The following is a 22,181-nucleotide window of genomic DNA, read 5'->3' as shown; positions in this document are numbered from 1 at the left end:
CCGTGAATCGGAAAGGGAGGGGAACCATATGGACAAGCGAAAAATGCTGTCCTTTGATGAAACAACAAGGATGGTTATCGAAGCGGCCGCAAGCCTTTTCCTTTTCTTTTGCGCCTATAAGCTGCTGGGAGGAGCCGGGGAAGCCGGACAGGAACCAAAGGGGATCTGTATCATGCTTTTTTTCAGCATAGTATTTGCGGCTGGTGGGCTTGTAGGACTGATAAAGACCTTTATTAAATACAAAAGGTACCGGAAGGATCATCCTGCCAAGCGGTAGGGATAGGAGCACATGGAACAAGCGGTACAGAAAGCTCACAGAATAGTGGGAATTTGTTTATAAGGAGCATATAAAGCAATGCCTGATGCAAAAGCAATGGAATCCCGTGCGTTTGGGAGTCCGTCCAGATATATCCAGGGACCGGATGAAATTAATAACCTGCCTGTGTTTTCCGCCAATTTTGGAAAAACAGCGCTGGCGATCATTGATCCGTTTTTTTACGACGAATATCAAAGCAAAATTCAGAAAATGTTCCGCGACGCCGGCATGCAAGCGTATACCGTCTGTTTTCCCGGCGTATGCTCGGATGACAGCCTGAAACTGCTGGTCGATTACTGTAAAGAGCTGCCGGAGATTCCGGATGTGTTTATCGGGATTGGAGGCGGCCAGACCTGTGATATGAATAAAGCGGTCGGCGCTACTTTCCGCAAGGCGTTTATCAATGTTCCCACCTCACTGGCGACGGACGCCCCGACCTCTACCCATTCGATCATGAACAATCAGGATCAGCTTCCCTATCTGATGGTGCATTACAAAAATCCGGATTATGTTGTCGTTGACACGAAAATTACAGTCCAGTCTCCGGTTGAGATGTTCATATCAGGTATTGGGGATGCGCTTGCAACCTATATAGAGGCGGAAGCCTCCTATGCCAACAATAATGTATGCAATGCGGGCGATGGGAAATACCGCCCCACACAGCTTGGCATGGAGACGGCCAAATTGTCCTATCAGGTTCTTTTGGAAAAGGGCGAGGCGGCGGTCATGGCCGCACGCTACCATCTGCGCACACCGGCTTATGAGGATGTGGCGGAAGCGACGGTTCTGCTTTCCGGCATCGGATTTGAATGCACGGGTGTAGCAATCGCGCATGGCCTGCAGGCCGGCTTTCATGTACTGCCGGGGAAAGCGCTGATGCACGGGGCGGGCGTGGGTTACTGCATGCTGGTTCAGTTGATCGTGGCAAACGAGATCAAACGGTTTGAACAGCTTTTCCGGTTCTGCAAAAATATCGGCCTGCCGGTATGCACGGCAGATATTGGGCTTACCGAGGAAAATCGTGATAAGTATGTGGAAAAGTTGGTGGACGAGGTATATGGGAAACGCTGGAACGTCAGCAATATGCCGTTTTATGTTTCCCGGGAAATGCTGATAAATGCTATTTTTTACTTGGATAAATACGCGGCAGAACAGTTATAACTAAAGAGGTGGAACAAAAAACAGGGATATAAATTGAATAGACAACTGCGAGGTGAGCTATATGAAGGTTACGCTGAAAACGATTGCTGATCTTGCAGGGACATCTCCCGCTACAGTTTCCAGAGCGTTGACGAATCGGGGATACGTCAGTGATCGGATCCGTGTTCGCATTGAAAAAGCGGTGGAGGAAACAGGATATACCCCGAAAATGACACAGCAGATTGCGATTGACCAGGTCAAAAAAATCGTCATGGTCATTTCGGCAAACATTACCAGCCAGGTATATATCAACTATTTCCAGGGAATAACCGATTATCTGAGCAAAAAGGGATACATTTGCCTGGAGGCTTTCAGTGATGCCAATCCGGCGAAGGAGGCGCAATATTTAAGGTTTGCGTCAAACAACCAGTTTGGCGCGGTCGTCCTGTTAAATATATCGGAGACGCCTGATTTGAGCCGGCAGCTGACGAGCGTGCGGTGTCCGGTCGTGTTTGTGAACCGTTATCTGCGCTCGGCCGATGTGGATGCAATCTGTGTGGACAACTACAGGGGCGGGTATACAGCAACAAAGTATTTGATTGATGCGGGACATAAAAATATTATCCATCTGGCAGGCCTGCCAAGCTCGGTGGTAAGCCAGGACCGTTTATTGGGCTTTCAGGATGCGCTGCTGGACGCGGGTCTACCTTTTTCCAGCAAAAATATTTTTCAGGGAGACCTGACGAAAGAAAGCGGGGAGGAGCTGGGGCGATTTTTGTCCACGGCGGAGCATGACTTTACCGCGGTGTTTGTTTCCAATGACATGATGGCAATCGGGTTGTTGAATTCCTTATTTGCACACGGGGTGCTGGTACCCGATGATATCAGCATTATCAGCTTTGATACCACCCCAATTGTAAAAAACGCGCGTGTCAAGCTAACGACGGTAGGGTTCAGCAGCTTTGAGATGGGTGTTGCGGCTGGGGAAATTGTCTACCAGCGGATGCATGCGAAAAAGGGGATACCCCGAAGAGTGATATATCCGGCGACTATTGAGGAGGGAGACAGCGTAAGGATACTCCATCAGACATAAGGTTACAACCTTTAGGGGGTCGGGGATATCCGGAAAGGATATGCCGAACAGGCGGCGTGCTGGCCAACAGGCGGCACGCCGCCTGTTTTATGTTTATGGCCTTGCCTTTGCGCAGGCATAAAAATACCCCCATCCGAAGCATTCGCTTCGGATGGGGGTATCCCTTTGGCGCAGGCTCAGCCGCGCTTTTTCTTTTCCGGCATGTTGTACTGACGGATCAGATAGCGCACATAGGTATTGTTCTCGATCGAGCGCTCGCTCATGGTGCAGATCGCCTGCAAAAACTTGTTCATGTTCTGTGGCCTCCCTTGCGGTTTGATTTTTGGATGGTATTTATCATACGCGGTTTGAGAGGAGAAAACAAGACGATATTTGAACAAATAGCACAAAAGTAAATATATTAATTTGTATAATATGATGAAATATACGCTGTAAACCCGCATCTCCTGCCGCAGATCATATTGACTTCTGCGCCTGCATATGGTATGATAAAGCGCAATAAGGGAGTAGTCGGCACGGAGCGTTCCAGCCGTGCGGCAGGGCCAACATACTGGGGAGGACGCTCCTCTGGCTTTGCATGAAATGACGAGACTTATCTGTTCGAGGAGGCAGATGGGTCTTATTTTTTATGCTTTTCTGCCGCCCGTGTACGACAAGGAGGACAAGAAATGGGTTTGTTGGAGCTGTTCATCATCGCGGTGGGGCTGTCCATGGACGCGTTTGCGGTATCCATCTGCAAGGGGTTGAGCGTACGCACGCTCAGGCTGCGGTATGCGCTGGTCACGGGGCTGTATTTCGGCGGCTTCCAGATGCTCATGCCGCTGATCGGGTTCGCGCTCGGGGTGCGGTTCCAAACGCTGATTACCAGCGTGGATCATTGGATCGCGTTTGTGCTGCTGGCCCTGATCGGCGGCAACATGGTCCGCGAGTCGCGCGCGCAGGAGGAGGAAAGCCTGAGCGATTCCTTTTCCTTTGCCACAATGCTGCCGCTCGCGGTGGCGACCAGCATCGATGCGCTGGCCGTGGGCGTGACGTTCGCGTTTCTGCAGGTGGATATCGTGTCGGCGGTGTGCTTTATCGGGGCCACGACCTTTAGCCTGTCCTGCGCGGGCGTTAAGATCGGACACGTATTCGGGGCGAAGTATAAAGCCCGTGCGGAGCTGTTTGGCGGCGTTGTGCTGATCCTGATGGGGCTCAAGATCCTGCTTGAGCATCTGGGCGTGTTGGGGTAATGGTCGCCAAAACAGGAGAAAAGGACGCCGGAAGGCGTCCTTTTCTGCAAAAGCGGATCAGCGGTGGTCTTTGGGGATAGTGTACGCGGTCAGCCCGCGCGGGCAGCCGTTTTTCTCATAAAACGCCTGCGCCTCCGGCTGCGCGCCGAAGTACAGCATGGTCGGGGTATGCGCTTGGGCGAGCCGCAGCAGCCGGCTGCCGATCCCCCGCCTCTGGTGCGAGGGAAGGACGAGTAGCTCGGTGATGGTCCCAAAGTAATAACCGTCCGAAAGGATGCGCAGGCATCCCACAAGCGTCCCGCTGTCATACGCGGTGATATTGATGGTTTTGGATAACGCGGTCTGCGTCCGCTCCCGATCATATTCCCCCGGCCATACCGCATTGACGAAAGGGAGAAACACATCCGCGCGCAGCGTCCGGTCGTCCACCTTGTATTCCATATTCATCCTCCTCTTATCATATGGGAAAAAGGGCGCCTAAACAAGCGCCCTTTTTCCTGAAACCGGCTGCCGCCGTTATTCGCTGAGCAGCATGCGGTCGTTTTCGATATTGAACTTTTCCAGCAGGTCGCGCACGGTGAGGTTTTTCTTTTCCTCCCCGCGGATATCGACGATCACCTTGCCCGCGTCCATCATAATCAGGCGGTTGCCGTACTGGATCGCGTTTTTCATGTTGTGCGTGACCATCAGCGTGGTCAGGTTGTCGCGCGCGACAATCTCCTCGGTGAGCTGCAGCACCTTGTCTGCGGTCTTGGGGTCGAGCGCGGCGGTGTGCTCGTCGAGCAGCAGCAGATCGGGCTTCTGCAGCGTCGCCATCAGCAGCGTCAGCGCCTGGCGCTGCCCGCCGGACAGCAGGCCGACCTTGCTGGTCATGCGGTCCTCCAGCCCGAGGCCGAGCGTGGCGAGCTTTTCATGGTAGAGGGCGCGTTCCTCATTGGTAATGCCGTGGCCCAGGCCGCGCGACTTGCCGCGCCGGTAGGCCAGGGCGAGGTTTTCCTCAATGCCCATGGTGGCGGCCGTACCCATCATGGGGTCCTGAAATACACGGCCGAGGAAGCGCGCGCGCTTATGCTCGGGCAGGTTCGTGAGGTTGAAGCCGTTTAAGCGGATCAGGCCCGCGTCCACCGGATACACGCCCGCGATCAGGTTGAGCGTGGTGGACTTGCCCGCGCCGTTGCCGCCGATAACCGTGACGAAATCGCCGTTTTCCAGCGTCAGATCCAGGCCGTCGATGGCGCGCTTTTCGTTGACCGTACCCGCGTTGAACGTTTTATAGATGCCCTTCAGCTCAAGCATTGCCGTCCTCCTCCTTTTCCATGCCGCCGGACTTGGCGACCGCCTTGGCCGCGCCCTTGAAGTATTTGTTCTTCCAGTAGGGGATGGCGAGGAAGACCGCCACGACCGCCGCGGTGATGAGCTTGAGATCGTTGGTGTCCAGGCCGGCGGTCAGCACCACCTGGATGACCACATAGTAGATCACCGCGCCGAACGCCACGCCCAGCAGGCGCAGCGCGAAGTTGCGGAAAATGCGGCTGAACACGACCTCGCCGATGATGACCGCCGCCAGGCCGATAACGATCGCGCCGCGGCCGGCGTTGACATCCGCGAAGCCCTGGTACTGGCAGTACAGCGCGCTGGCCAGCGCGACCAGGCCGTTGGACAGCATCAGGCCGAGCACCTTGTTGAAATTGACGTTGATGCCCTGCGCGCGGCTCATGTTCGGGTTGGCGCCGGTGGCGCGGATAGCGCAGCCGAGCGAGGTGCCGAAGAACCAGTACAGCGCCGCAATCACGATCACGGTGAACACCCCCGCGACAAAGATTGGGTTTTCGAGGGTGAGCTGCTTGACGTTGCGCAGCGATACCAGCAGGTCATAATTGTTCGGGTTGATCGCCATGTTGGCCTTTTTATCCATGATGCGCAGGTTGATGGAGAACAGCGCAAGCTGCGTCAGGATACCGGCGAGGATCGCGGGTATGCCCATAAAGGTATGCAGGATACCGGTAATCAGGCCGGCCAGCATGCCCGCGATGAACGCGCACAGCAGCGCCACCCAGACGTTGACACCGCTCGTCATCAGCATGATGCACACCGCGCCGCCTGTGGCCATGGTGCCGTCTACCGTCAGGTCGGCCAGGTCGAGCACGCGGAACGTGATGAACACGCCGATCGCCATCAGGCCCCAGATCAAACCCTGTGCCGCCGCGCCGGGCAGCGCGGACAGCAGGTTGGAGAAGAATTCCACTTTGATTCCCCCAATAAGTAATCATCTGATAAAGTGCAAAAGCACATTACATATAGTATAACAAAAAAAAGCGGAAAAGCAAAGCCTTTTCCGCTTTTTTCGTCCGGTGGGTCGGGTTATTGGCCGATCGCCTCGTAGCCGTCCGGAATGGTGACGCCGAGCGTCTCGCAGTTGGCGGCGTTGTACATCTTGGTGAAGTTGGGCGCGGGTTCGATGGTCATTTCGCCCGGGTTCGCGTCGTTTACAAGGACTTCGAACGCCATCTCACCGGTGACCTCGCCCAGCTCGTAATAGTCGATGGACAGGGTCGCCACGCCGCAGCCCTCGCAGATGCCCTGCTCGCCCGCGATAACCGGCACGCCCGCCGGCAGGACCACGTTGGCGATCGCTTCCGTGCAGGAGGCGGCGGTGTTATCCGTGGGGATATAGATGACATCGCAGGCGGAAGCCGCGTTCTGGGTGACGGAGGCTACGTCATTCGAGTCGGTAAAGGCGTACTCGGTGCAGGTGTAGCCCATCTCCTCCAGGAAAGGCTTGATGGTGTCCACCTGGTAGCGGGAGTTCGGCTCGGCCGAGCAGAACAGCAGGCCCACGTTCTTTGCATCCGGAAACAGCTCCTGCAACATTTCGGCCTGCCCGTCAAGCGGGGCGAGGTCGGTCGTGCCGGAGATATTGGTTCCGCTGGTAGAGGTGCTGGTCCAGTTATCCACGCCGAGCGCGGTGCCGTAGTCCGAGATCGAGGTGCCGAGGATCGGGATATCCGCGGTCGCGGCCTGCGCGGCCTGCAGCGCAGGCGTTGCGTTGGCCATGATCAGGTCCACGCCCGAAGAAACAAAGCCGTTGACGATGGTGGAGCAGTTGGCCGAATCATTCGCGGCGTTCTGGTAAGCGTATTCGACCGAGCCGCCGGCCGCCTCAATCAGCTCTTTCAGTTTATCCTGAAAGCCCTGGGTTGCTGCGTCGAGCGCTTCATGCTGTACAAGCTGCACGATACCGACATTGTAATCGCCGGCCTGTGCGGCGGCATCGTCTCCGCTGCCGGTGTCCTGCGTCGTAGAATCGGTGTTGGAATTGCCGCAGGCAGCCATGGAAAGCGCCATCGCGCCGGCCATCAGTGCGGCGAGCAATCTCTTTTTCATGAGTAAACCCCTTTTCTGCATAAAATGCGTGTCAAAAACCGGTAAAGCCTGTTGACTTTTACAGTTTAGCAGTTAAAAGGGCATAAGTCAAGGCTGCAGGGCACATTTTTTTGCTGCGGTCGCGGCTGGCTGTCAACTTTTACAAGAATACCCTGCCAAATTGTAAATAAACTGTAAGTATTGACCGATAACGGTTGACCGAAAGGCCGCGGCATTATACAATAACAAAGGAATCAAACGGAGGAAAACCATATGAACATATCTTTTTTTCTCAAACCGAAAATAGAGGTTTCGTACCTGTTCGACGACTGTCCGGTGCGGCAGGCGCTTGACGATATGATGAAAAGCGGGTTTACCGCGATTCCGGTGATCGACCATAATGGGCGTTACATCGGCACGATCGGGGAAGGGGACTTCCTGCGTCTTCTGCTGCGCAAAACGCCTGAGCAGCTCGAAAAAATGACCGTGGGCGAGGTCGAGCGCCGCGTGCGGCATCGGTCGGTGAGCATCGACGCCAAAATGGAGGATATGGTGGATCTCGTAACCGCGCAGAACTTTGTGCCGGTCGCGGATGGACGCGGCATGTTCATCGGCATCGTCACGCGGCATGACGTGATCAAGCACCTGCGCGATACCTGCAGGGCGGAAAAAAACTGACGGAGGGGGAACATAATGGGAAGATCAGGCGGCGGCGGAGGCGGGTTCCGCGGCGGGGGCGGCTTTCGCGGCGGCGGACGGTCCTCCGGCGGTTTTTCCGGCGGCGGGGGACGCAGCGGCGGCAGCTTTGGCGGCGGCGGGTTCCACGGCGGCTTCGGCGGGTTCCGCACGGGACCGGTTATTATTCACAATTCGCGCCGCTACTACGGTGGAGGCGGGCCGAGCGGCGGGAACGGCGGCGGACGCGGTATGACGGTGCTGGTCGCCGTGATCGCCGTGCTGCTGTTTATCGGTGTTCTGCTGGCTTCGGGCGGTATTCCCTCAGGCGGCGGGGTGGCCAAGTCCACGGTGGAGCGGGAAAAGCTGCCCGTCTCGGCCGTGCAGGAGACCGGCTATTATACGGACGAGGGCGGTTGGTTTGGCAACGCCAACCGTCTGGAGGCCGGCATGAAGCAGTTTTATCGGGAAACGGGCGTGCAGCCCTACCTGTACCTGCTGCCAAACGGCGCGGTTACCTCGGTCAGCGAGCTGACCGAAAAAGCGGAGGAGCTGTATCCGCAGCTATTTCAGGATGAGGGGCATTTCCTGCTGGTGTTCTGCGACGACGGGCATGGCTCCTATAACTGCGGCTATACGGCCGGTAGCATGGCCAAGTCCGTGATGGACGACGAGGCGGTCGGCATCCTTGCCGACTATCTGGACCGGTATTACAGTGACTATTCGATTAGTGAGGAGGAGATTTTCTCCAACGCCTTTGCCAAAACCGGCGAGCGGATCATGACCGTGACCCGATCGCCCGTGGTGCCGGTGGCGGTCTGCGCCGCCGTGGTGGTCGTGGCGGTTCTGGTGTTCCTGACGCTCAAAAAGCGCCGCGAGCAGCGGGAGCGGGAGCAGAAGCGCACCGAGGAGATCCTGAAAACGCCGCTGGAAAAGTTCGAAGACCAGGAAGTTGAGGATCTGGCAAAGAAATATGAGGATAAACCATAAGCAAAAAGAAACCGTGTGGAAAAGGAGTAAAAAATCATGGGCATTCTAGAACGTTTCACCGACATTATCAAGGCAAACATCAACGACCTGCTCGATCGGGCGGAGGATCCGGCGAAAATGATCGACCAATACCTGCGCGACCTGACCGAGAACTTGGCCGAGGTAAAAAAGGAGACCGCGGGCGTGATGGCGCAGGAATCTCGCGCAAGGCGCATGGTGGAGGATAATCGGGTCGAGACCGAAAAATACGACGGTTTGGCGCGCAAGGCGCTGCAGGCTGGAAATGAGGGCGACGCGCGCGTGTTCCTCGCCAAAAAGCAGCGGCTTACTGAAAAGGCCGCCTCGCTGCAGGCGACCTATGACGCCGCGCACGAAAACGCACAGAAGATGCGCCAGATGCACGATAAGCTGGTCGAGGACATTGGCACGCTGAACGCCCGCCGCGAAATGATTAAGGCAAAGGTCGCGGTTGCCAAGACCCAGCAGAAGGTCAACGAGTTTTCCTCGTCCGCGGACAAGGCCGCGGGTGCGATGAGCGCGTTCGAGCGCATGGAGGCCAAGGCCGACGAGATGCTTGACCGTTCAAGCGCGATGGCCGAGCTGAACGGGCAGCCGAAGGACGAAGCCGCGGAGCTGGAAAAGAAATACGCCCAAGCGGGCGCTTCCTCCGCGGTAGACGAAGAGCTTGCCAGACTGAAAGCAGAGATGGGCCTGTAACCGGTCAGCCAGAGCAAAGGGGAGAGCGAAGCCGCTCTCCCCTTTTTATTGCGCCTGTTTCCGGTAGACACTGGGCGATATGCCGGTGTATTTTTTAAAAATATAGCTGAAATAGTGCGGCTCATTGTAGCCGATGGCGTAGGCGATGTCGGCGAGCCGCAGGTCGGTCTCGCGCAGCAGGCGTTTGCTCCGCTCGACGCGGAACCGCGTCAGGTATTCCACAAAGGTCTGTCCCATCTGCTGGGAAAATACCGTGCTGAAATGGTTGGGGCTGAAGCCCACCTCGGCCGCCACCGTGTTGAGCGAAAGGTCGTTGTCCGCAAAATGCCGGCGGATATAGTCCTTGGCGCGTTGCAGCTCCTCCCCGTACCGCACGCCCTGCTTGCGGTCGCGCTGCAGGATGACGGCCTCCACCAGCGAGCGGGCAAAGGCAAGCGTGTCCGGATAGGTCACAACAGCTTTCATCAGGGTATCGCTGTTTCCAGCGTCCCGCAGGATGGCGGGCTGCTCCGCGTCGATGCTCTGTAGCAGGCGCATGGAGGAAACGACCAGATCGGCCAGCAGGTAATACCGGTACAATAGGCTGGAGCCGTTTTCCTCACGCGCGGAGCCGAAGTGGTGCTCGAGCAGGAAATCGATATCCTCCTGCGACACGTGGCGCAACCGTTCCGCAAGCGGGACTGCTTCGGTGAAATCGAACTGGGGGAACAGGCCGTGTTCCAGATCAAGCGCGCTGAGGATTGAGCCGTGCGGCTGGCCGACCAGCCCGCCGAGCGAGCGCCTGGCATCCTGATAGGAGCGCGGCAGCTCGCTCAGCCGCGGCACGATCGAGCCGATGCCGGCGGAAAGGCTGGCGTTCATCATGCGTTCGGCCTCGTGCTTGAGCGCCTGCGCGGTTTCATAGGCGGTTTCAAGGAGTCCATCATTTTCTCCGGCCTTGAGCAGCAGGAGGAAGCCGTCCCCGCGGCCGCACCACAGGATATCCTCCCGTTCGTCGAGCATGCGGCCGAGCAGCAGGCAGAATTGGCGGCGCAGCAGACTTTCCGAAACATCCCCTGTATCCGAGCGGATGTCCAGGCAGCAGATCAGATATTGCCGCGCGGCGAGCGAAAGGCCGAGCTTTTCCGCCCGCGCCAGCGCGTCCGAGGCGGAAAAGACCTCATCCAGCAGCTCGTTGAGGAAATGGCTGACCATTACACCGCGTTTGCGCGCGGAGGCGTTTTCCGTATCTAGGCCGGTGAAATAGGAGGCGCGCTCCTCCTCGATCTTGCGCGCGGTCTTTTCCAGGCTTCCCAGAAGCTGCGGCATGGTGACCGGCTTGAGGATGTATTCATCCACGCCGAGCGAGACCGCCTTGCGCGCGTATTCAAATTCGTCGTGGCCGCTCAAAATGAGGATATGCACCCAAGGCATTTTCGCGCGGATCATTTCGCACAGCTCCAGGCCGTCCAGAAAGGGCATGCGGATATCGGTCAGCAGGATATCCGGCTTAAGCTCCTGGATCATGGGCAGGGCCAGCTCGCCATCCGAGGCTTCCCCGCAGATGGCGTATTGGTTTTCCGCGCTCTGCAGGAGTTCGCGGATGCCTTTGCGCACGACCTCCTCGTCGTCCACAATAAATAATTGATACATGGTGTTTCCTCCGTCAGTCCATACGGCAGGGGATGGTGAATGATATGGTCGTGCCGGACCGGTAGGCGCTTTGAATATCCAGGCCGGAGTTGTTGTAATAAAGGCGGATACGCTGGTTGACGTTGTACAGGCCGAAGCCGGCCTGCGGGCCGGCGTCCGAGGTCAGCGCCGCGCGCACCTCTGCCAGCCGCTCCGCGGGCATGCCGATGCCGGTATCCGACACTGAGAACGTCATGGTCTGGTCGGGATTGCGCCGGCCGGTGACAGTGATCAGGCCGCGCCCCCGCTTTTTCTTGATGCCGTGATAGATCGCGTTCTCCACAAGGGGCTGAAGCAACAGCTTGAGTATGGGACAGGGGGCGAGCGACGCCTCCACATCGATGCGGTACTGCATGATGCTTTCATAGCGCACGGCCTGTATTTTCAGATAGCTTTCCACATGGGACAGCTCCTGGCCGACAGTGATATAGTCGCTGCCGCCGCTCAGCGAGATACGGAAAAACTGGGTCAGCGCCATAGTGATATCCACGACCGCCTGATTTTCCTTCTGCTGTGCCAGCCAGACGATCGTATCCAGCGTGTTATAAATAAAATGCGGGGTGATCTGCGCCTGCAGGGTGCGCATTTCTGCTTTGCGCAGACTGCGCTGGTCCGCAATGCGGTTCTCGATCAGCTCGTCAAGCTGGTCGGCCATGGTGTTGAGGCTGCGGGTCAGGGTGTCCAGCTCGGATACGGAGGGCGGCGCGGCGCGCGCCTCCAGATTGCCCGCCGCGAGCTGGACCGACATGGCCTCCAGCCTGCCGATCGGCTCGCGGATGTCCCGCTGCACCGACCGGCAGGAATCCACCGCCGCCATGATGATCACCAGCAGCAGCAGCGCGGCGAGAAAGGTGATTGCGATCGAGCAGGAGCGCAGCTGTCCGTTGATATCCGAGATCACGCCGATCTCAATGAAAATATACTCCTGTAGGACCGTGTGGAGCAGGTCGGACACGCTTCGGATCTCGCGCAGGATCTGCTCGTTGGAATACATGACCGAATGGCGGTAGGAGGGTGCGCCCAGCTCCTCCATATAGGAGGACATCGTATCCACGAGCCGCACGGCGGCCTCTACCTGCTGGCGGCTTTCATAGATTTCGGTTTCGTAAAGCAGGCGGTCCAGGCGGGTGGAGATCTCATCCATGATATGCTCCTGCGCTCCTGCCTGGTAAGCCTGGTTTCCGGCAACGATATCCCAAAGCTCGCTTTCCAGGCGGGCGCCGGACAGATCAACGATGGCGCGCGCATCCGAGATATAGTTGATATGCTGGTGGTAACGCGCGGTCGTGGGAAGCAGGAACAGGAGCAGAAGTACGGTCGGCACGGACAGCAGGCCCACGATGAACAGATAAGAGGAATGCAGGCGGCGCTGAATGCTCTGCTGTTTTTTCATGGCCCGATCCCTCCGTTGACCAGCAGGGTCCCGGGGAGAAGCGTGTTCTCAGCGGGCGACCCGCCTTGTTCCAGCATCCAGACCAGATCGATGACCGTTGTGCCGAAATCGGTGAGGTCGCACTGGCCGAGCGCGTTGATTTTGCCATCGGAAAAGGCCTGCATCACGCTTTCCCCGCCGCCGAGGGAAAATATACGCACGTCGCTGCCCGGCCGCAGGCCGTTTGCCTCGAGCGCGTCGATCACGCCGAGCGTCATTCCATCGTTATAGGACAGCACGGTGTCGAATTCATATTCGTTGCGCAGCAGGGAGCGGATCAGCTCATAGGCGCGCGAGCGCATATAATCCCCGCCCACGCTGAAGCAGAGACGGTATTGGCTGCTTTGGGAAAGCGAATCCTGAAACCCGTCCGAGATATCGTGCGCCGCCGAGGAGGCTACCGTGCCGCCGAGCTGGACGAGCTGGAACCCGTCGCTGCCGCTTTGGCACAGCGTTGCCGCAAGCTGTCCGGACAGGGCGTAATAGTCGAAGCCGACATGGTAGACCTGACAGGCGCTATCCTGCGGGCCGCCCGCGGCGGATTGGGACAGACGCTCGTTAATCGTAATCAGCGGGATTTCAGCCTCTGCGGCTTCGGACAGGATGTATTCCCAGCCGTTTTCCATTACCGGGGAAAAGATGATGGCATTCGTCCGGTAAACCAGGAGCGTGCGGATCGCGTCGATCTGGTCGGCCTGCGTGCGCGCGGTCTGGATGGTGGTTACCTGGATATGGCTGCGGCGCGCGGCCTGCTGGATGCTGTCGTACATCTGCTGCTTCCAGTCGTCCTCGCAGTCGGTCAGCACAAGGCCGATCACAACGTCAGGCGTGGCCGTGCCGCGGCCGGAGGGCTGGAACAGGATCACGCTTTCCACCAGCAGCATGCCGGCGACAATCGCGGCGATCGCGAGCAGGAGCGGTTTTCTGACCGGCATGAGCATTCCTCCATTTCCGTCCGGCGCAGCGGATAAAACGCGCGGCTGCAACAGTATACCATAATAAAAAATCATATCGGAAACCGGAGGCTGTTGCAACTGGAAACAAATTCCGCATGGGTGCATTGTGTAGGAAAATGTTGTATATTTGCAAAAAATACGAAAAATAAATGGGGAATGTAGAAAAAATAATGCGGAAAATGGAGGAGGTACGAATTTTTCTGATATTTTTTTGTTAGTGGGGCGGGCTGCGAAAATTTCTCGTAAGTTTGTGCATTTCCATGCGGGGAACTGACCCTTATACTAAAACTGCGATCCGACAGGAGACGGAGAAGAAAGAGACAAGAGATAAGGAGGCAATATTATGAAAAAGAGAATGCTGTCATTACTGAGCCTGCTGCTGGCGGGCATGCTGACCCTGACCGCCTGCGGTAACGGCGGCCAGACAACAGGCGGCCAGACCGATGAGGATATGGGTGACGCCCAGGCCGAAACCACGGATGTGGGCGAGGGCATGGTGGATACCTCGCAGTTCAAGAAGGACGGGCCGTATACCATTGGCTTTTCCAACATCTCGGTGGTCAACACGTTCCGCGTGCAGATGGTGCGCGAGCTGGAATACGCGGCCGAGCAGGCGGGCGTGACCCTGTATACGACGGACGCGGGCGGCGATACCTCCAAGCAGGTATCCGATATTCAGGACCTGATGGCGCGCGGCATCGATGCGCTGCTGGTCGCGCCGGGCTCCACGACCGCCACCAACGCGGTGACCAGGAAAGCGATCGACCAGGGCATACCGGTCATTGTCTTCAACTCCGAGGTAGAGGACGAGAGTGCGTTTACCGGCTATGTGGGTACGGACGCGATCGAGTTCGGCTATGTTATGGGCAAATGGCTGCTCAATGAGCTGGATGGCAAGGGCAACATCATCGTTCTGGACGGCACGGCCGGCGCGGGTGTCGGCGAGATGCGCCACCAAGGGCTGCAAAAAGCGCTGGACGAGCTGCCGGACGGCGGCAAGAACATCAATATCCTCGCCACCTATTATGCCGACTGGGCCTATGACAAGGGCAAGCAGGCGACCGAGCAGGCGCTCGCGGCCTATCCGGATATTGACGGCGTATGGTCGCAGGGCGGTGCCATGACGCAAGGCGCGATCGAAGCGTTCCAGGCGGCAGGACGCCCGCTGGTACCGATGACCGGCGAGGACAGCAACGGTTTCCTCAAGCTGTGGAAAGAAGCGCAGTCCGAAGGCTTCAAGTCCATCGCGGCGAGCGATGCCGCTTGGCAGGGCGAGGTCGCGCTTGAGGCCGCGCTCAAGGCGCTGGCCGGCGAGCCGATCGAAAAGTACAACTATATTCCGGTGCCGACGATTACCGACGCCGATATTGACCAGTATGTCCGGCCGGAATACTCGGATGCCTATTGGTGCAACACCAAGATGCCCAAGGAGGTAGCGGACCAGTACTATCTTGAGTGACTGACAGGAAGAGAGGGAATGGATTTGCGACAGACGGTTCTCGAAGCTAAGGACATCTGCAAATCGTTTTACGATAACCTGGTGCTTGATCATGTAAACTTTAGCTGTACGTCCGGCGAGATCCATACCCTCGTTGGGGAAAACGGCGCCGGAAAATCCACGCTGATGCGTATTTTTTCCGGCGTCTACCAGCCGACGTCGGGCGAGCTGTACCTGAACGGCAAGCCGGTCAAATTCACCGGCACGCTGCAGGCGCAGCAGGCGGGCGTCAGCATCATCCATCAGGAATTTAATCTGGTGCCGCACATGAGCATCGCGGAAAATATCTTTTTAGGGCGTCAACTGCGGAAAAAGGGTGGGAACCTTGATTTTCCAGCCATGCGGCGGCGTACAGAGGAGCTGTCCCGCATGATGCGCATGGAACTGGAACCGGATGCGCCGGTGTGCAGCCTGACGGTGGCGCAGCAGCAGATGGTCGAGATCATGAAAGCGATCGAGCTGGATACCCAGATCATCATTATGGACGAGCCGACCGCGGCGCTCACGCCGGTAGAGGTAAGCTCGCTGTTCGCGGCCATGCGTCGGCTGCGGGACGAAGGACGGACGATCATTTACATATCCCACCGCCTAAACGAGGTGTTTGATATCTCGGACCGTATTACCGTGCTCAAGGACGGTGTTATGGCCGCGACCCTGCGCACGGAGGAGACGACAAAGGACGAGGTGGTTAGCCTGATGGTCGGCCGCAAGCTGGATAATATTTTCCCGCCGCGCGACGAGGCGGCGGGAGAGGTACGGCTGCAGGCCGAAGGCCTGGTGATTGCGCCCGGCAAGGGGCCGGCAAGTTTTTCCGTCCGCGCGGGAGAGATACTCGGCGTGACCGGACTGGAGGGACAGGGACAGCGGGAGCTGCTGCGTGCGCTGTTTGGGCTGCACCGGCTGGCCGCGGGGAAAATCTTTATTGACGGGCAGGAGGTCCGTATCCGCAGCACCAGGGAGGCGATGGCGCACGGCGTCACCTTCCTGACCGATGACCGGAAGAACGAGGGCTTGTGCCTGGACCTGCCGATCTATCGCAACATCAGCCTGCCGGTATTCCGCAGGCTGAAGACCGGACCGTTCCTCACCGTGCAGGCGGAACGGCAGGAAACGCAGCGCTACATGGAGCTGATGAACATTAAGGCGGAAAGCTCGGCCAAGCTGGTGCGAAAGCTGTCCGGCGGCAACCAGCAGAAGGTATTGCTCGGGAAATGCCTGTCGCCCGCACCCAAGGTCCTTTTGGTGCATGAGCCCACGCGCGGCATCGACGTGGCGGCAAAGATCGAGATTTATACGCTGCTCAAAAAGCTGGCGCGCGAGGAACAGGTCGCAGTCGTGATGGTATCAAGCGACCTGATGGAGGTGCTCAATGTCAGCGACCGCATCCTGGTTGTTTACGGCGGCGGCATCAGCGGCGAGCTTGCAGCGGCGGACGCGACCGAGGAAAGCGTGATGCGCCTTGCGACGGGCGTGGCGAAGGAGGCGGCGGTATGAATCTGCGTGCGTTTATCAAAAGGCATGACAATCTGTTTATCGTTTACGCGATCCTGCTGGCCGTTGCGGTGGTGGGCGCGGTATCCTCTCCGCGCTTCCTGACCGGAATCAACCTCGGCAACATCATGGAGCAGGCGGTGGGGCTTGGCATCGTGGCGCTCGGCCAGGTGCTGACCATACTGCTGGCGGGCATTGACCTGTCGGTCGGCGCGGTGGTCAGCATGTCTACCGCGATCATGTCGCTGGAGCTGTCCGGCGGCGCGGCGGGTATCCTGCTCAATATCCTCCTTACGCTGGCCGCGGGCGCGCTGGTCGGTGTGTTCAACGGCTTCGGCATCGTGCGCCTGCGCATCCCGCCGTTTATCATGACGCTGTCCACCATGTGCATCGTCAACGGCGTCGCGCTCAAAATCCGGCCCGTACCGGGCGGGTCGATCCCCTATGAATTCATGGATCTGCTGTTCGGGCGGATCGGCATTTTCCCGCACGCGGTGCTGCTGTGGGCGGTGGCCGGCGCGCTGCTGGTCTGGCTGCTGGGCAGCCGCCGTCTGGGACGGAATCTGTATGCGGTCGGTGGCAACCCGACGACCGCCGCACTTTCCGGCATACCGGTCGGGCGGGTGCGCATGCAGGCGCATATCCTGTGCTCGGTCCTGGCGGCGGTGGGCGGCATTTGCGTCGCCGCGCGCATGGGCTCGGGCGACGCCACGCTGGGCGAGACCTACAGTATGGATTCCGTGACCGTGTGCGTACTGGGCGGCGTGAGCCTGTTCGGGGGCCAGGGCAATATCGTGGGCCTGTTGGCCTCGACCTTTATCCTGACCGGAATCAGCAATATCCTGAACATGGTCGGCGTCAGCTCGTATTATCAGTATGTTTTCAAGGGCTTAATCCTGCTGGTCACGGTGCTGGTATTCTCAATCAAGGATAAGCAGAAAGGGTGAGGGCGGTGCAAATGGAAAAAAGCATAAAATGGAAAGACCGCTTTGCCAGGCTGAACGTTCCCATCATTTTCTGGGGCCTGCTCCTGCTGGTGGTGATACTGGGCTTTGTGTCCCCGAACTCGGTCAAGCCGGCGCACCTGCTTGACTTTACCCGACAGGCGGCGCCGATGATCCTGGTCGCGATCGGCCAGACCATCGTTATGATGATCGGCGGGCTGGATCTGTCGGTCGCGGCAGTCATGGTGCTGATCGACGTGGTTGCCGCGCAGATGATGATGAACGACCCGTCCCGCGCCGTGCCGGTCGCGCTGTTATGCCTGTGCATCGGCATGGTGGTGGGTCTGGTCAACGGCTTCCTGTGCGCGGTCATGCATATGCCGAGCTTTGTGGTTACATTGGGCATGAGCACGCTGCTGCTGGGCGTGACGCTGCTGTACAGCGGCGGCTCGCCGAAAGGCTCGATTCCGGATAACTTCCGTTTTCTGGGTACCGGCTTTGCCGGAAAGATACCGATGGCCGCAATCGTCTGGCTGGTGATAGCGGCGGTGGTGATACTGGTCATGCGTTTCCTGCCGATCGGACGGTATATCATGGCGACCGGCGTCAATCCAATGGCAGTGTACCAGTCGGGCGTTGATCCAGTGCGGATACAATTGACCTGCTATGTGCTCTGCGGCCTGTTTGCCGCGCTTGCAGGGCTGCAGATATCCGCCTATATCGGCACCGCCAGCCTGCAGCTCGGCGAGGACTACCAGACGCGCTCGATCGCGGTCGCGCTGCTCGGCGGCGCGGCGTTCACCGGCGGCAAGGGCAGCATTTTCGGCACCATACTCGCCAGCCTGTTCATGGTGGTCATGTCCAGCCTGATCGCGGTACTCAACATGGACGCAGGGGACCAGAATATCATCCAAGGTGTAATCATCCTGGTGGGCCTGCTGCTCAGCGGAATGAAGAAAGACGACTAACCCCCTGCATAAAGGAGCAAAACAAATGAAAGGACTTGAATTTGCCATCATCCGGTATGGGTCGATCTGGAACGATCCGGCCTTTAACGTGGCGGTACCCAATCCGGCGACCGCGCACCAGCCGCGGACGGAGAGCGTGTTCTCCGAGTTTCCCGCGTCGTTTATCCTGATCCGCCATCCGGAGGCTGGCTATATCCTGTATGATGTTGGCGATTTCCCAGACGGGGAAGACGGCATCCCCCGTCCGGATTACTGGAAGGAATATTTCCAGCCCCGCATGGAACGGGAGGATTATGTCGATCGGATATTACCCAGGCACGGCATCGAGCTTTCGGATATTTCCTGTATTATTTTGTCCCATATGCATTATGACCACGCAGGCGGCATCAAGTTTTTCAAGGGTACCAAAGCAGCGCAGAACGTGTATGTACCCCGAGAGGATTTTGCGTATGCCTGCCTCTCAGCACTGACCAATGACGAGGAGCGGAAGACCACCTCCCCCTATTGGCGCAGCGTCGTCACCGCGGGCGGGATTACCTATCACCTGCTTGAGGAGGACGTCGAGCTGTTCCCAGGCGTCCGGCTGTTCCTGATGTCCGGACACACGCCGGCGGTTGCGGTGCTGCTGTTGGAGGCGGAAAACGGGAACTACCTGTTTCCGAACGACGCCTGCTCCTGCCGCCTCAATTACGGCCCGCCGACCAGGCCGACCACCATCCTGTACGACAGTCTGGGCTATGAAAAAAGCGTCAGACGCCTGCGCAGGCTCGAGCGGGAATACCAGGCTAAGCTGATTTTTTCGCATGATCTGGAGGAGGACCGCAGCTACCGCCATTTCCCATCATTTTACCGGTAAACGAACTTCTTTTCTTCTCTTTATACCAGTCCCTTGTCAGGACAAACGAAAGGCCGGATAAACCGGCCTTTCGTTTTGGGAAATAACAAACGCCGCCCAGCCTGCGCCGGGCGGCGTTGTTGTTCCGGTATAGCCGTCACTCAAGCTGCACCTGTGTGCGGATACTGCCGGTGACTGTGATGGGTTTGGTCGTTGTGGTATAGCCGCTGCAGGAGACCTGGATGACATAATTGTCGCGGCGGAGGCTGAACGAGGCAACGCCGTCCGCGCCGGTGGTGGCCGCCTTGCCGCCGATCGAAACGACCGCGCCCGACAGCATGGCGCCGTATTTGTTGGTGACGACAACCTGCACGTTTTCCAGTATCTCGCCGGTCATCTTGACCGTGCGGGAGGAGGATACGCTCGTTGTCTGCGAGATCGATTCGGTAAAGCGCTCATGCGCCGCGGTCAGCGTATAGGAGCCGCGCTTGACGTATACGGTGGCTTTGCCGTCCTCGTCTGTGGTGGCGGTCTGGGTGGCCGTGCCGGTGGCGGAGTCCGCAGGCGTAAAGGTGACGGACGCGCCCTCGATCGGCAGGCCGAGGTCGTCCACGACGCTCGCGGTCAGCGCATAGGTGGTGACATAGTTGACGCGGAGCGTGGGGTTCTGGCCGTTCGACATGACGAAGGTGAAATCCGCATAGGACGCGCCCTTTTCCGCAAATTCGGAAATCGCGGATTTGTTCAGCGTGACCTGGTTGCCGCTGACCTTATACTGCCAGTCCTCCTCCAGCTCCTTGTTATTGCAGCGGATCCTGCGCAGCTCCGCGCCGTTGGCGGGCGTCAGGGTGACGGCGATATCGCGGTAGCCGCCGGAGCTGGTGTTCGCGTCAAAATCGACCTCCTCCGGCGCGATCTTGTTGACCGGCTTGGAGTCCGTGATGGTCAGAGAGCAGGTGGTGGTCGAACCCTTGCTGGGTACGAAGCTGATGGTGTACGAACCCTTGCTCTTTTTGGCGAGCGTTTCGGCCATCAGCACCACCTGGCCGGTGGAGGTGTTGTAGGTGTAGTCCGTGCCGCGTTCGAGTACTGTGCTGCCGAGCTTGATGCTGCTGAGCGTCACGCCGGCCGGTGTGGAGACCGTGAGCGGCACATTGGCGTAGCCCGCGGATTCCTCGTATTTGTCAAACGTGATTTGCGAAGGGCTGACCGCCATCTGGCCGGAATTGCTCGTGATGATAGTGAGCGCGGCGGTCGAGCGGTCCGAGAACGTGAGCTTGGCCGTATAGGTGCCGGCCTCGAGCGTGGTGAGATAGGTCTTGTAAATGCGGATGCCGTTTTTATCGGTCAGCAGGTTGTAATCCTCGCCGAGCGTGAGCGTGTCGCCATCCACGGTGATGCGGACCAGGTCGTCCTTATCCGCGTTGAAGGTAAAGTCATAGGAATGGGCGATGGAATCCGCGTTGCCGGCGTCGAACGTCAGCGCGGCGGGGGAGATGGAAATGCTGTTGGAGGACTGCACGCTCTCTCCGGCGATGGTCGCGGTCACGCCGCTGGCCAGCTCGACAGTGGAGGGCTCCATCACCAGGTCGCACCCGCTGACGTTGAGCGCGGCCTTCTGTACCGAGCCGCCGCCGGTGAGCGTGACCTTGCCGTCCGCGGTCAGGCTGTCGATCGTGGTGCTGCCGGTCGTGAGGATGGTGCAGGCCTGCTTGACGTTGACGTCCCAGAGTGCGGCGTCCAGCGTCAGCGAAAGGTTTTCGCCGTTGACGTCCAGATCGGAGAGGCCGCCTGCGCTGATGCCCAGGCCGCTTTCATACAGCATGGCGTCCGACTGCACCTCAGTATGCGCGATGCTGGTGTTGCCCGAGCAGGTGACGGAGAGCGTCTGGTCGCAGGGGCTGGAAACGGTCAGGTCGAGCGCGGACACGCCGTTCAGCACGACCGAGCCGCCGGAGACGATGATCCTGCCCTCCACCGTGACATTCTGCAGGGTCACGCTTCCGGCACCAACCCCCTCGGTGATATAGAGGTTGCCGTCGATGGTTGCGTTGGACAGGGTGCAGGGCCGGGTGATGGAGACGTTGTCGGTAACGCTGTCCAGATCCGCGCCAGTGTAGCTGCCGCCCTCCTTATGCAGGGAGGTGCCGAGAAAATAATATAGGATCTTGGCGATCTCGCCGCGGGTGATGGTACCCTGCGGCTTAAAGGTGCCGTTGGGATAGCCGTTGATGTACTTGAGCGCGACCGCCTCGGCGACGTATGCGCGGGCATAGCTGCTCACCGCGGATTTGTCCGAAAACGTCATGTCGTCCGGATCGGCGTCCGGCGTATACTTGTGCAGGCGGCCCAGGATGGTTGCGGCCTGCTCGCGCGTAAGCGTACCCTGCGGGTCCATTTTGTTGTTGCCCACGCCGTTGATATAGCCGTAATAGACAGCGGTGGCGACGATGTCGTAATAAGCGGAGCCGGAGGGTACGTCGGTAAAGCTGATGGACGCTTTTTCGGTGAAGTCAAACGCTCGGTTGATATAGCGCATGAATTCCCAGCGGGCGATCGGCTGGTCCGGCGTGTACTGGCCGGACGAGGACGGGTTGATGATCTCCAGCTCGTGCAGCTCGGTCAGATAGGTTTTTGCCCAGTGGTTTTCGATATCGGACGCAGCAAGCGCGGCCGGCAGCATGCACAGCAGCATGGCGGCCGCCAGCACTGCGGATATCAGTCTTTTCACAGCGATCACCTCTTCGGTATTGTTATTCCTATTTTACCATTAAAAGAAATGTTTGTGTACTGTTATTTTTTGAAAACGCGGCCGAACCCTAAACAATGTAAAAATCATACATAAATGGAAGCATCTGCC

20 protein-coding genes are annotated in these 22,181 nt (G+C 58.3%); 12 read left to right on the top strand and 8 right to left on the bottom strand.

Annotated features, from left to right (window positions below; genetic code table 11):
• Window positions 1–28: 28 nt before the first annotated feature.
• The 4 genes from DBQ51_RS08900 (at window position 29) to DBQ51_RS08885 (ending at window position 3,781) form a co-directional block, all read left to right on the top strand.
• Complete coding sequence (locus DBQ51_RS08900) at window positions 29–277, top strand: hypothetical protein (RefSeq protein WP_107631339.1); 249 nt, start codon at window positions 29–31, stop codon at window positions 275–277.
• Window positions 278–355: 78 nt separating this feature from the next.
• Window positions 356–1,477, top strand: coding sequence for an iron-containing alcohol dehydrogenase (locus DBQ51_RS08895; RefSeq protein WP_107631338.1), 1,122 nt, complete (start codon window positions 356–358; stop codon window positions 1,475–1,477).
• A gap of 61 nt (window positions 1,478–1,538) precedes the next feature.
• Window positions 1,539–2,549, top strand: coding sequence for a LacI family DNA-binding transcriptional regulator (locus DBQ51_RS08890; protein ID WP_107631337.1), 1,011 nt, complete (start codon window positions 1,539–1,541; stop codon window positions 2,547–2,549).
• A gap of 668 nt (window positions 2,550–3,217) precedes the next feature.
• Window positions 3,218–3,781 (top strand): manganese efflux pump MntP, encoded by a 564-nt coding sequence (locus DBQ51_RS08885; RefSeq protein ID WP_107631336.1) that lies wholly within the window; start codon window positions 3,218–3,220, stop codon window positions 3,779–3,781.
• A gap of 57 nt (window positions 3,782–3,838) precedes the next feature.
• Here DBQ51_RS08885 and DBQ51_RS08880 read toward each other — a convergent pair whose 3' ends face one another.
• The 4 genes from DBQ51_RS08880 to DBQ51_RS08865 form a co-directional block, all read right to left on the bottom strand.
• Window positions 3,839–4,222: a GNAT family N-acetyltransferase gene (locus tag DBQ51_RS08880; RefSeq protein WP_107631335.1), complete on the bottom strand. Its 384-nt coding sequence runs from the start codon at window positions 4,220–4,222 to the stop codon at window positions 3,839–3,841.
• A 75-nt stretch (window positions 4,223–4,297) separates the two neighbouring features.
• Window positions 4,298–5,077, bottom strand: a complete 780-nt coding sequence (locus DBQ51_RS08875; protein WP_107631334.1) for an ABC transporter ATP-binding protein — start codon at window positions 5,075–5,077, stop codon at window positions 4,298–4,300.
• Complete coding sequence (locus DBQ51_RS08870) at window positions 5,070–6,026, bottom strand: ABC transporter permease (RefSeq protein WP_107631333.1); 957 nt, start codon at window positions 6,024–6,026, stop codon at window positions 5,070–5,072. The genes DBQ51_RS08875 and DBQ51_RS08870 overlap by 8 nt, the downstream gene beginning before the upstream one ends.
• 116 nt (window positions 6,027–6,142) lie before the next feature.
• Entirely contained in the window at window positions 6,143–7,165 is a 1,023-nt protein-coding gene (locus tag DBQ51_RS08865; protein WP_054326627.1) for an ABC transporter substrate-binding protein, read from the bottom strand.
• A 252-nt stretch (window positions 7,166–7,417) separates the two neighbouring features.
• Here DBQ51_RS08865 and DBQ51_RS08860 point away from each other — a divergent pair, with 252 nt between their 5' ends.
• From DBQ51_RS08860 to DBQ51_RS08850, 3 genes are read left to right on the top strand one after another with little or no spacing between them, the layout of a single operon-like run.
• Window positions 7,418–7,822 (top strand): CBS domain-containing protein, encoded by a 405-nt coding sequence (locus tag DBQ51_RS08860; RefSeq protein ID WP_107631332.1) that lies wholly within the window; start codon window positions 7,418–7,420, stop codon window positions 7,820–7,822.
• Window positions 7,823–7,837: 15 nt separating this feature from the next.
• Entirely contained in the window at window positions 7,838–8,809 is a 972-nt protein-coding gene (locus DBQ51_RS16560; protein ID WP_159068132.1) for a hypothetical protein, read from the top strand.
• 36 nt (window positions 8,810–8,845) lie between these two features.
• Window positions 8,846–9,526, top strand: coding sequence for a PspA/IM30 family protein (locus DBQ51_RS08850; RefSeq protein ID WP_054326628.1), 681 nt, complete (start codon window positions 8,846–8,848; stop codon window positions 9,524–9,526).
• A 45-nt stretch (window positions 9,527–9,571) separates the two neighbouring features.
• Here the strand turns inward: DBQ51_RS08850 and DBQ51_RS08845 are convergent, their stop codons facing one another.
• Genes DBQ51_RS08845 through DBQ51_RS08835 form a run of 3 tightly spaced genes read right to left on the bottom strand, consistent with a single transcriptional unit; the run spans window position 9,572 to window position 13,564 of the window.
• Window positions 9,572–11,158, bottom strand: a complete 1,587-nt coding sequence (locus DBQ51_RS08845) for a response regulator (RefSeq protein WP_054326629.1) — start codon at window positions 11,156–11,158, stop codon at window positions 9,572–9,574.
• Between the two features lie 13 nt (window positions 11,159–11,171).
• Entirely contained in the window at window positions 11,172–12,590 is a 1,419-nt protein-coding gene (locus DBQ51_RS08840) for a sensor histidine kinase (protein WP_107631331.1), read from the bottom strand.
• Complete coding sequence (locus DBQ51_RS08835) at window positions 12,587–13,564, bottom strand: substrate-binding domain-containing protein (protein ID WP_054326631.1); 978 nt, start codon at window positions 13,562–13,564, stop codon at window positions 12,587–12,589. Before DBQ51_RS08835 ends, DBQ51_RS08840 begins: the two co-directional genes overlap by 4 nt.
• 364 nt (window positions 13,565–13,928) lie before the next feature.
• On the opposite strand from DBQ51_RS08835, the gene DBQ51_RS08830 reads away from it, so the two are divergent.
• Genes DBQ51_RS08830 through DBQ51_RS08810 form a run of 5 tightly spaced genes read left to right on the top strand, consistent with a single transcriptional unit; the run spans window position 13,929 to window position 19,342 of the window.
• Window positions 13,929–15,044, top strand: coding sequence for an ABC transporter substrate-binding protein (locus DBQ51_RS08830; protein WP_054326632.1), 1,116 nt, complete (start codon window positions 13,929–13,931; stop codon window positions 15,042–15,044).
• 18 nt (window positions 15,045–15,062) lie between these two features.
• Window positions 15,063–16,577, top strand: coding sequence for a sugar ABC transporter ATP-binding protein (locus DBQ51_RS08825; RefSeq protein ID WP_107631329.1), 1,515 nt, complete (start codon window positions 15,063–15,065; stop codon window positions 16,575–16,577).
• Window positions 16,574–17,521, top strand: coding sequence for an ABC transporter permease (locus DBQ51_RS08820; protein WP_054326634.1), 948 nt, complete (start codon window positions 16,574–16,576; stop codon window positions 17,519–17,521). The genes DBQ51_RS08825 and DBQ51_RS08820 overlap by 4 nt, the downstream gene beginning before the upstream one ends.
• Window positions 17,522–17,532: 11 nt before the next feature.
• Window positions 17,533–18,486 (top strand): ABC transporter permease, encoded by a 954-nt coding sequence (locus DBQ51_RS08815; RefSeq protein WP_107631328.1) that lies wholly within the window; start codon window positions 17,533–17,535, stop codon window positions 18,484–18,486.
• A 25-nt stretch (window positions 18,487–18,511) separates the two neighbouring features.
• Window positions 18,512–19,342: an MBL fold metallo-hydrolase gene (locus tag DBQ51_RS08810; protein ID WP_107631327.1), complete on the top strand. Its 831-nt coding sequence runs from the start codon at window positions 18,512–18,514 to the stop codon at window positions 19,340–19,342.
• 136 nt (window positions 19,343–19,478) lie between these two features.
• Here the strand turns inward: DBQ51_RS08810 and DBQ51_RS08805 are convergent, their stop codons facing one another.
• Window positions 19,479–22,052 carry a X2-like carbohydrate binding domain-containing protein gene (locus tag DBQ51_RS08805; RefSeq protein ID WP_107631326.1) on the bottom strand — a complete coding sequence of 858 codons (2,574 nt, stop codon included), beginning with the start codon at window positions 22,050–22,052 and terminating at the stop codon, window positions 19,479–19,481.
• Window positions 22,053–22,181 lie beyond the last annotated feature (129 nt).

Origin of the sequence: Agathobaculum massiliense, from assembly GCF_900291975.1 — a bacterium.
Lineage (GTDB): Bacteria > Bacillota > Clostridia > Oscillospirales > Butyricicoccaceae > Agathobaculum > Agathobaculum ammoniilyticum.
The sequence above is the reverse complement of the archived record's forward strand: the minus strand, read 5'-3'. Positions and strand labels throughout refer to the sequence as shown.

Coding starts and splice junctions, on each gene's coding strand:
- DBQ51_RS08835 (WP_054326631.1), bottom strand. CDS start 13,564: ATGCCGGTCAGAAAACCGCTCCTGCTCGCGATCGCCGCGATTGTCGCC.
- DBQ51_RS08820 (WP_054326634.1), top strand. CDS start 16,574: ATGAATCTGCGTGCGTTTATCAAAAGGCATGACAATCTGTTTATCGTT.
- DBQ51_RS08885 (WP_107631336.1), top strand. CDS start 3,218: ATGGGTTTGTTGGAGCTGTTCATCATCGCGGTGGGGCTGTCCATGGAC.
- DBQ51_RS08895 (WP_107631338.1), top strand. CDS start 356: ATGCCTGATGCAAAAGCAATGGAATCCCGTGCGTTTGGGAGTCCGTCC.
- DBQ51_RS08840 (WP_107631331.1), bottom strand. CDS start 12,590: ATGAAAAAACAGCAGAGCATTCAGCGCCGCCTGCATTCCTCTTATCTG.
- DBQ51_RS08880 (WP_107631335.1), bottom strand. CDS start 4,222: ATGGAATACAAGGTGGACGACCGGACGCTGCGCGCGGATGTGTTTCTC.
- DBQ51_RS08825 (WP_107631329.1), top strand. CDS start 15,063: ATGGATTTGCGACAGACGGTTCTCGAAGCTAAGGACATCTGCAAATCG.
- DBQ51_RS08900 (WP_107631339.1), top strand. CDS start 29: ATGGACAAGCGAAAAATGCTGTCCTTTGATGAAACAACAAGGATGGTT.
- DBQ51_RS08890 (WP_107631337.1), top strand. CDS start 1,539: ATGAAGGTTACGCTGAAAACGATTGCTGATCTTGCAGGGACATCTCCC.
- DBQ51_RS16560 (WP_159068132.1), top strand. CDS start 7,838: ATGGGAAGATCAGGCGGCGGCGGAGGCGGGTTCCGCGGCGGGGGCGGC.
- DBQ51_RS08875 (WP_107631334.1), bottom strand. CDS start 5,077: ATGCTTGAGCTGAAGGGCATCTATAAAACGTTCAACGCGGGTACGGTC.
- DBQ51_RS08850 (WP_054326628.1), top strand. CDS start 8,846: ATGGGCATTCTAGAACGTTTCACCGACATTATCAAGGCAAACATCAAC.
- DBQ51_RS08815 (WP_107631328.1), top strand. CDS start 17,533: ATGGAAAAAAGCATAAAATGGAAAGACCGCTTTGCCAGGCTGAACGTT.
- DBQ51_RS08865 (WP_054326627.1), bottom strand. CDS start 7,165: ATGAAAAAGAGATTGCTCGCCGCACTGATGGCCGGCGCGATGGCGCTT.
- DBQ51_RS08810 (WP_107631327.1), top strand. CDS start 18,512: ATGAAAGGACTTGAATTTGCCATCATCCGGTATGGGTCGATCTGGAAC.
- DBQ51_RS08830 (WP_054326632.1), top strand. CDS start 13,929: ATGAAAAAGAGAATGCTGTCATTACTGAGCCTGCTGCTGGCGGGCATG.
- DBQ51_RS08860 (WP_107631332.1), top strand. CDS start 7,418: ATGAACATATCTTTTTTTCTCAAACCGAAAATAGAGGTTTCGTACCTG.
- DBQ51_RS08845 (WP_054326629.1), bottom strand. CDS start 11,158: ATGTATCAATTATTTATTGTGGACGACGAGGAGGTCGTGCGCAAAGGC.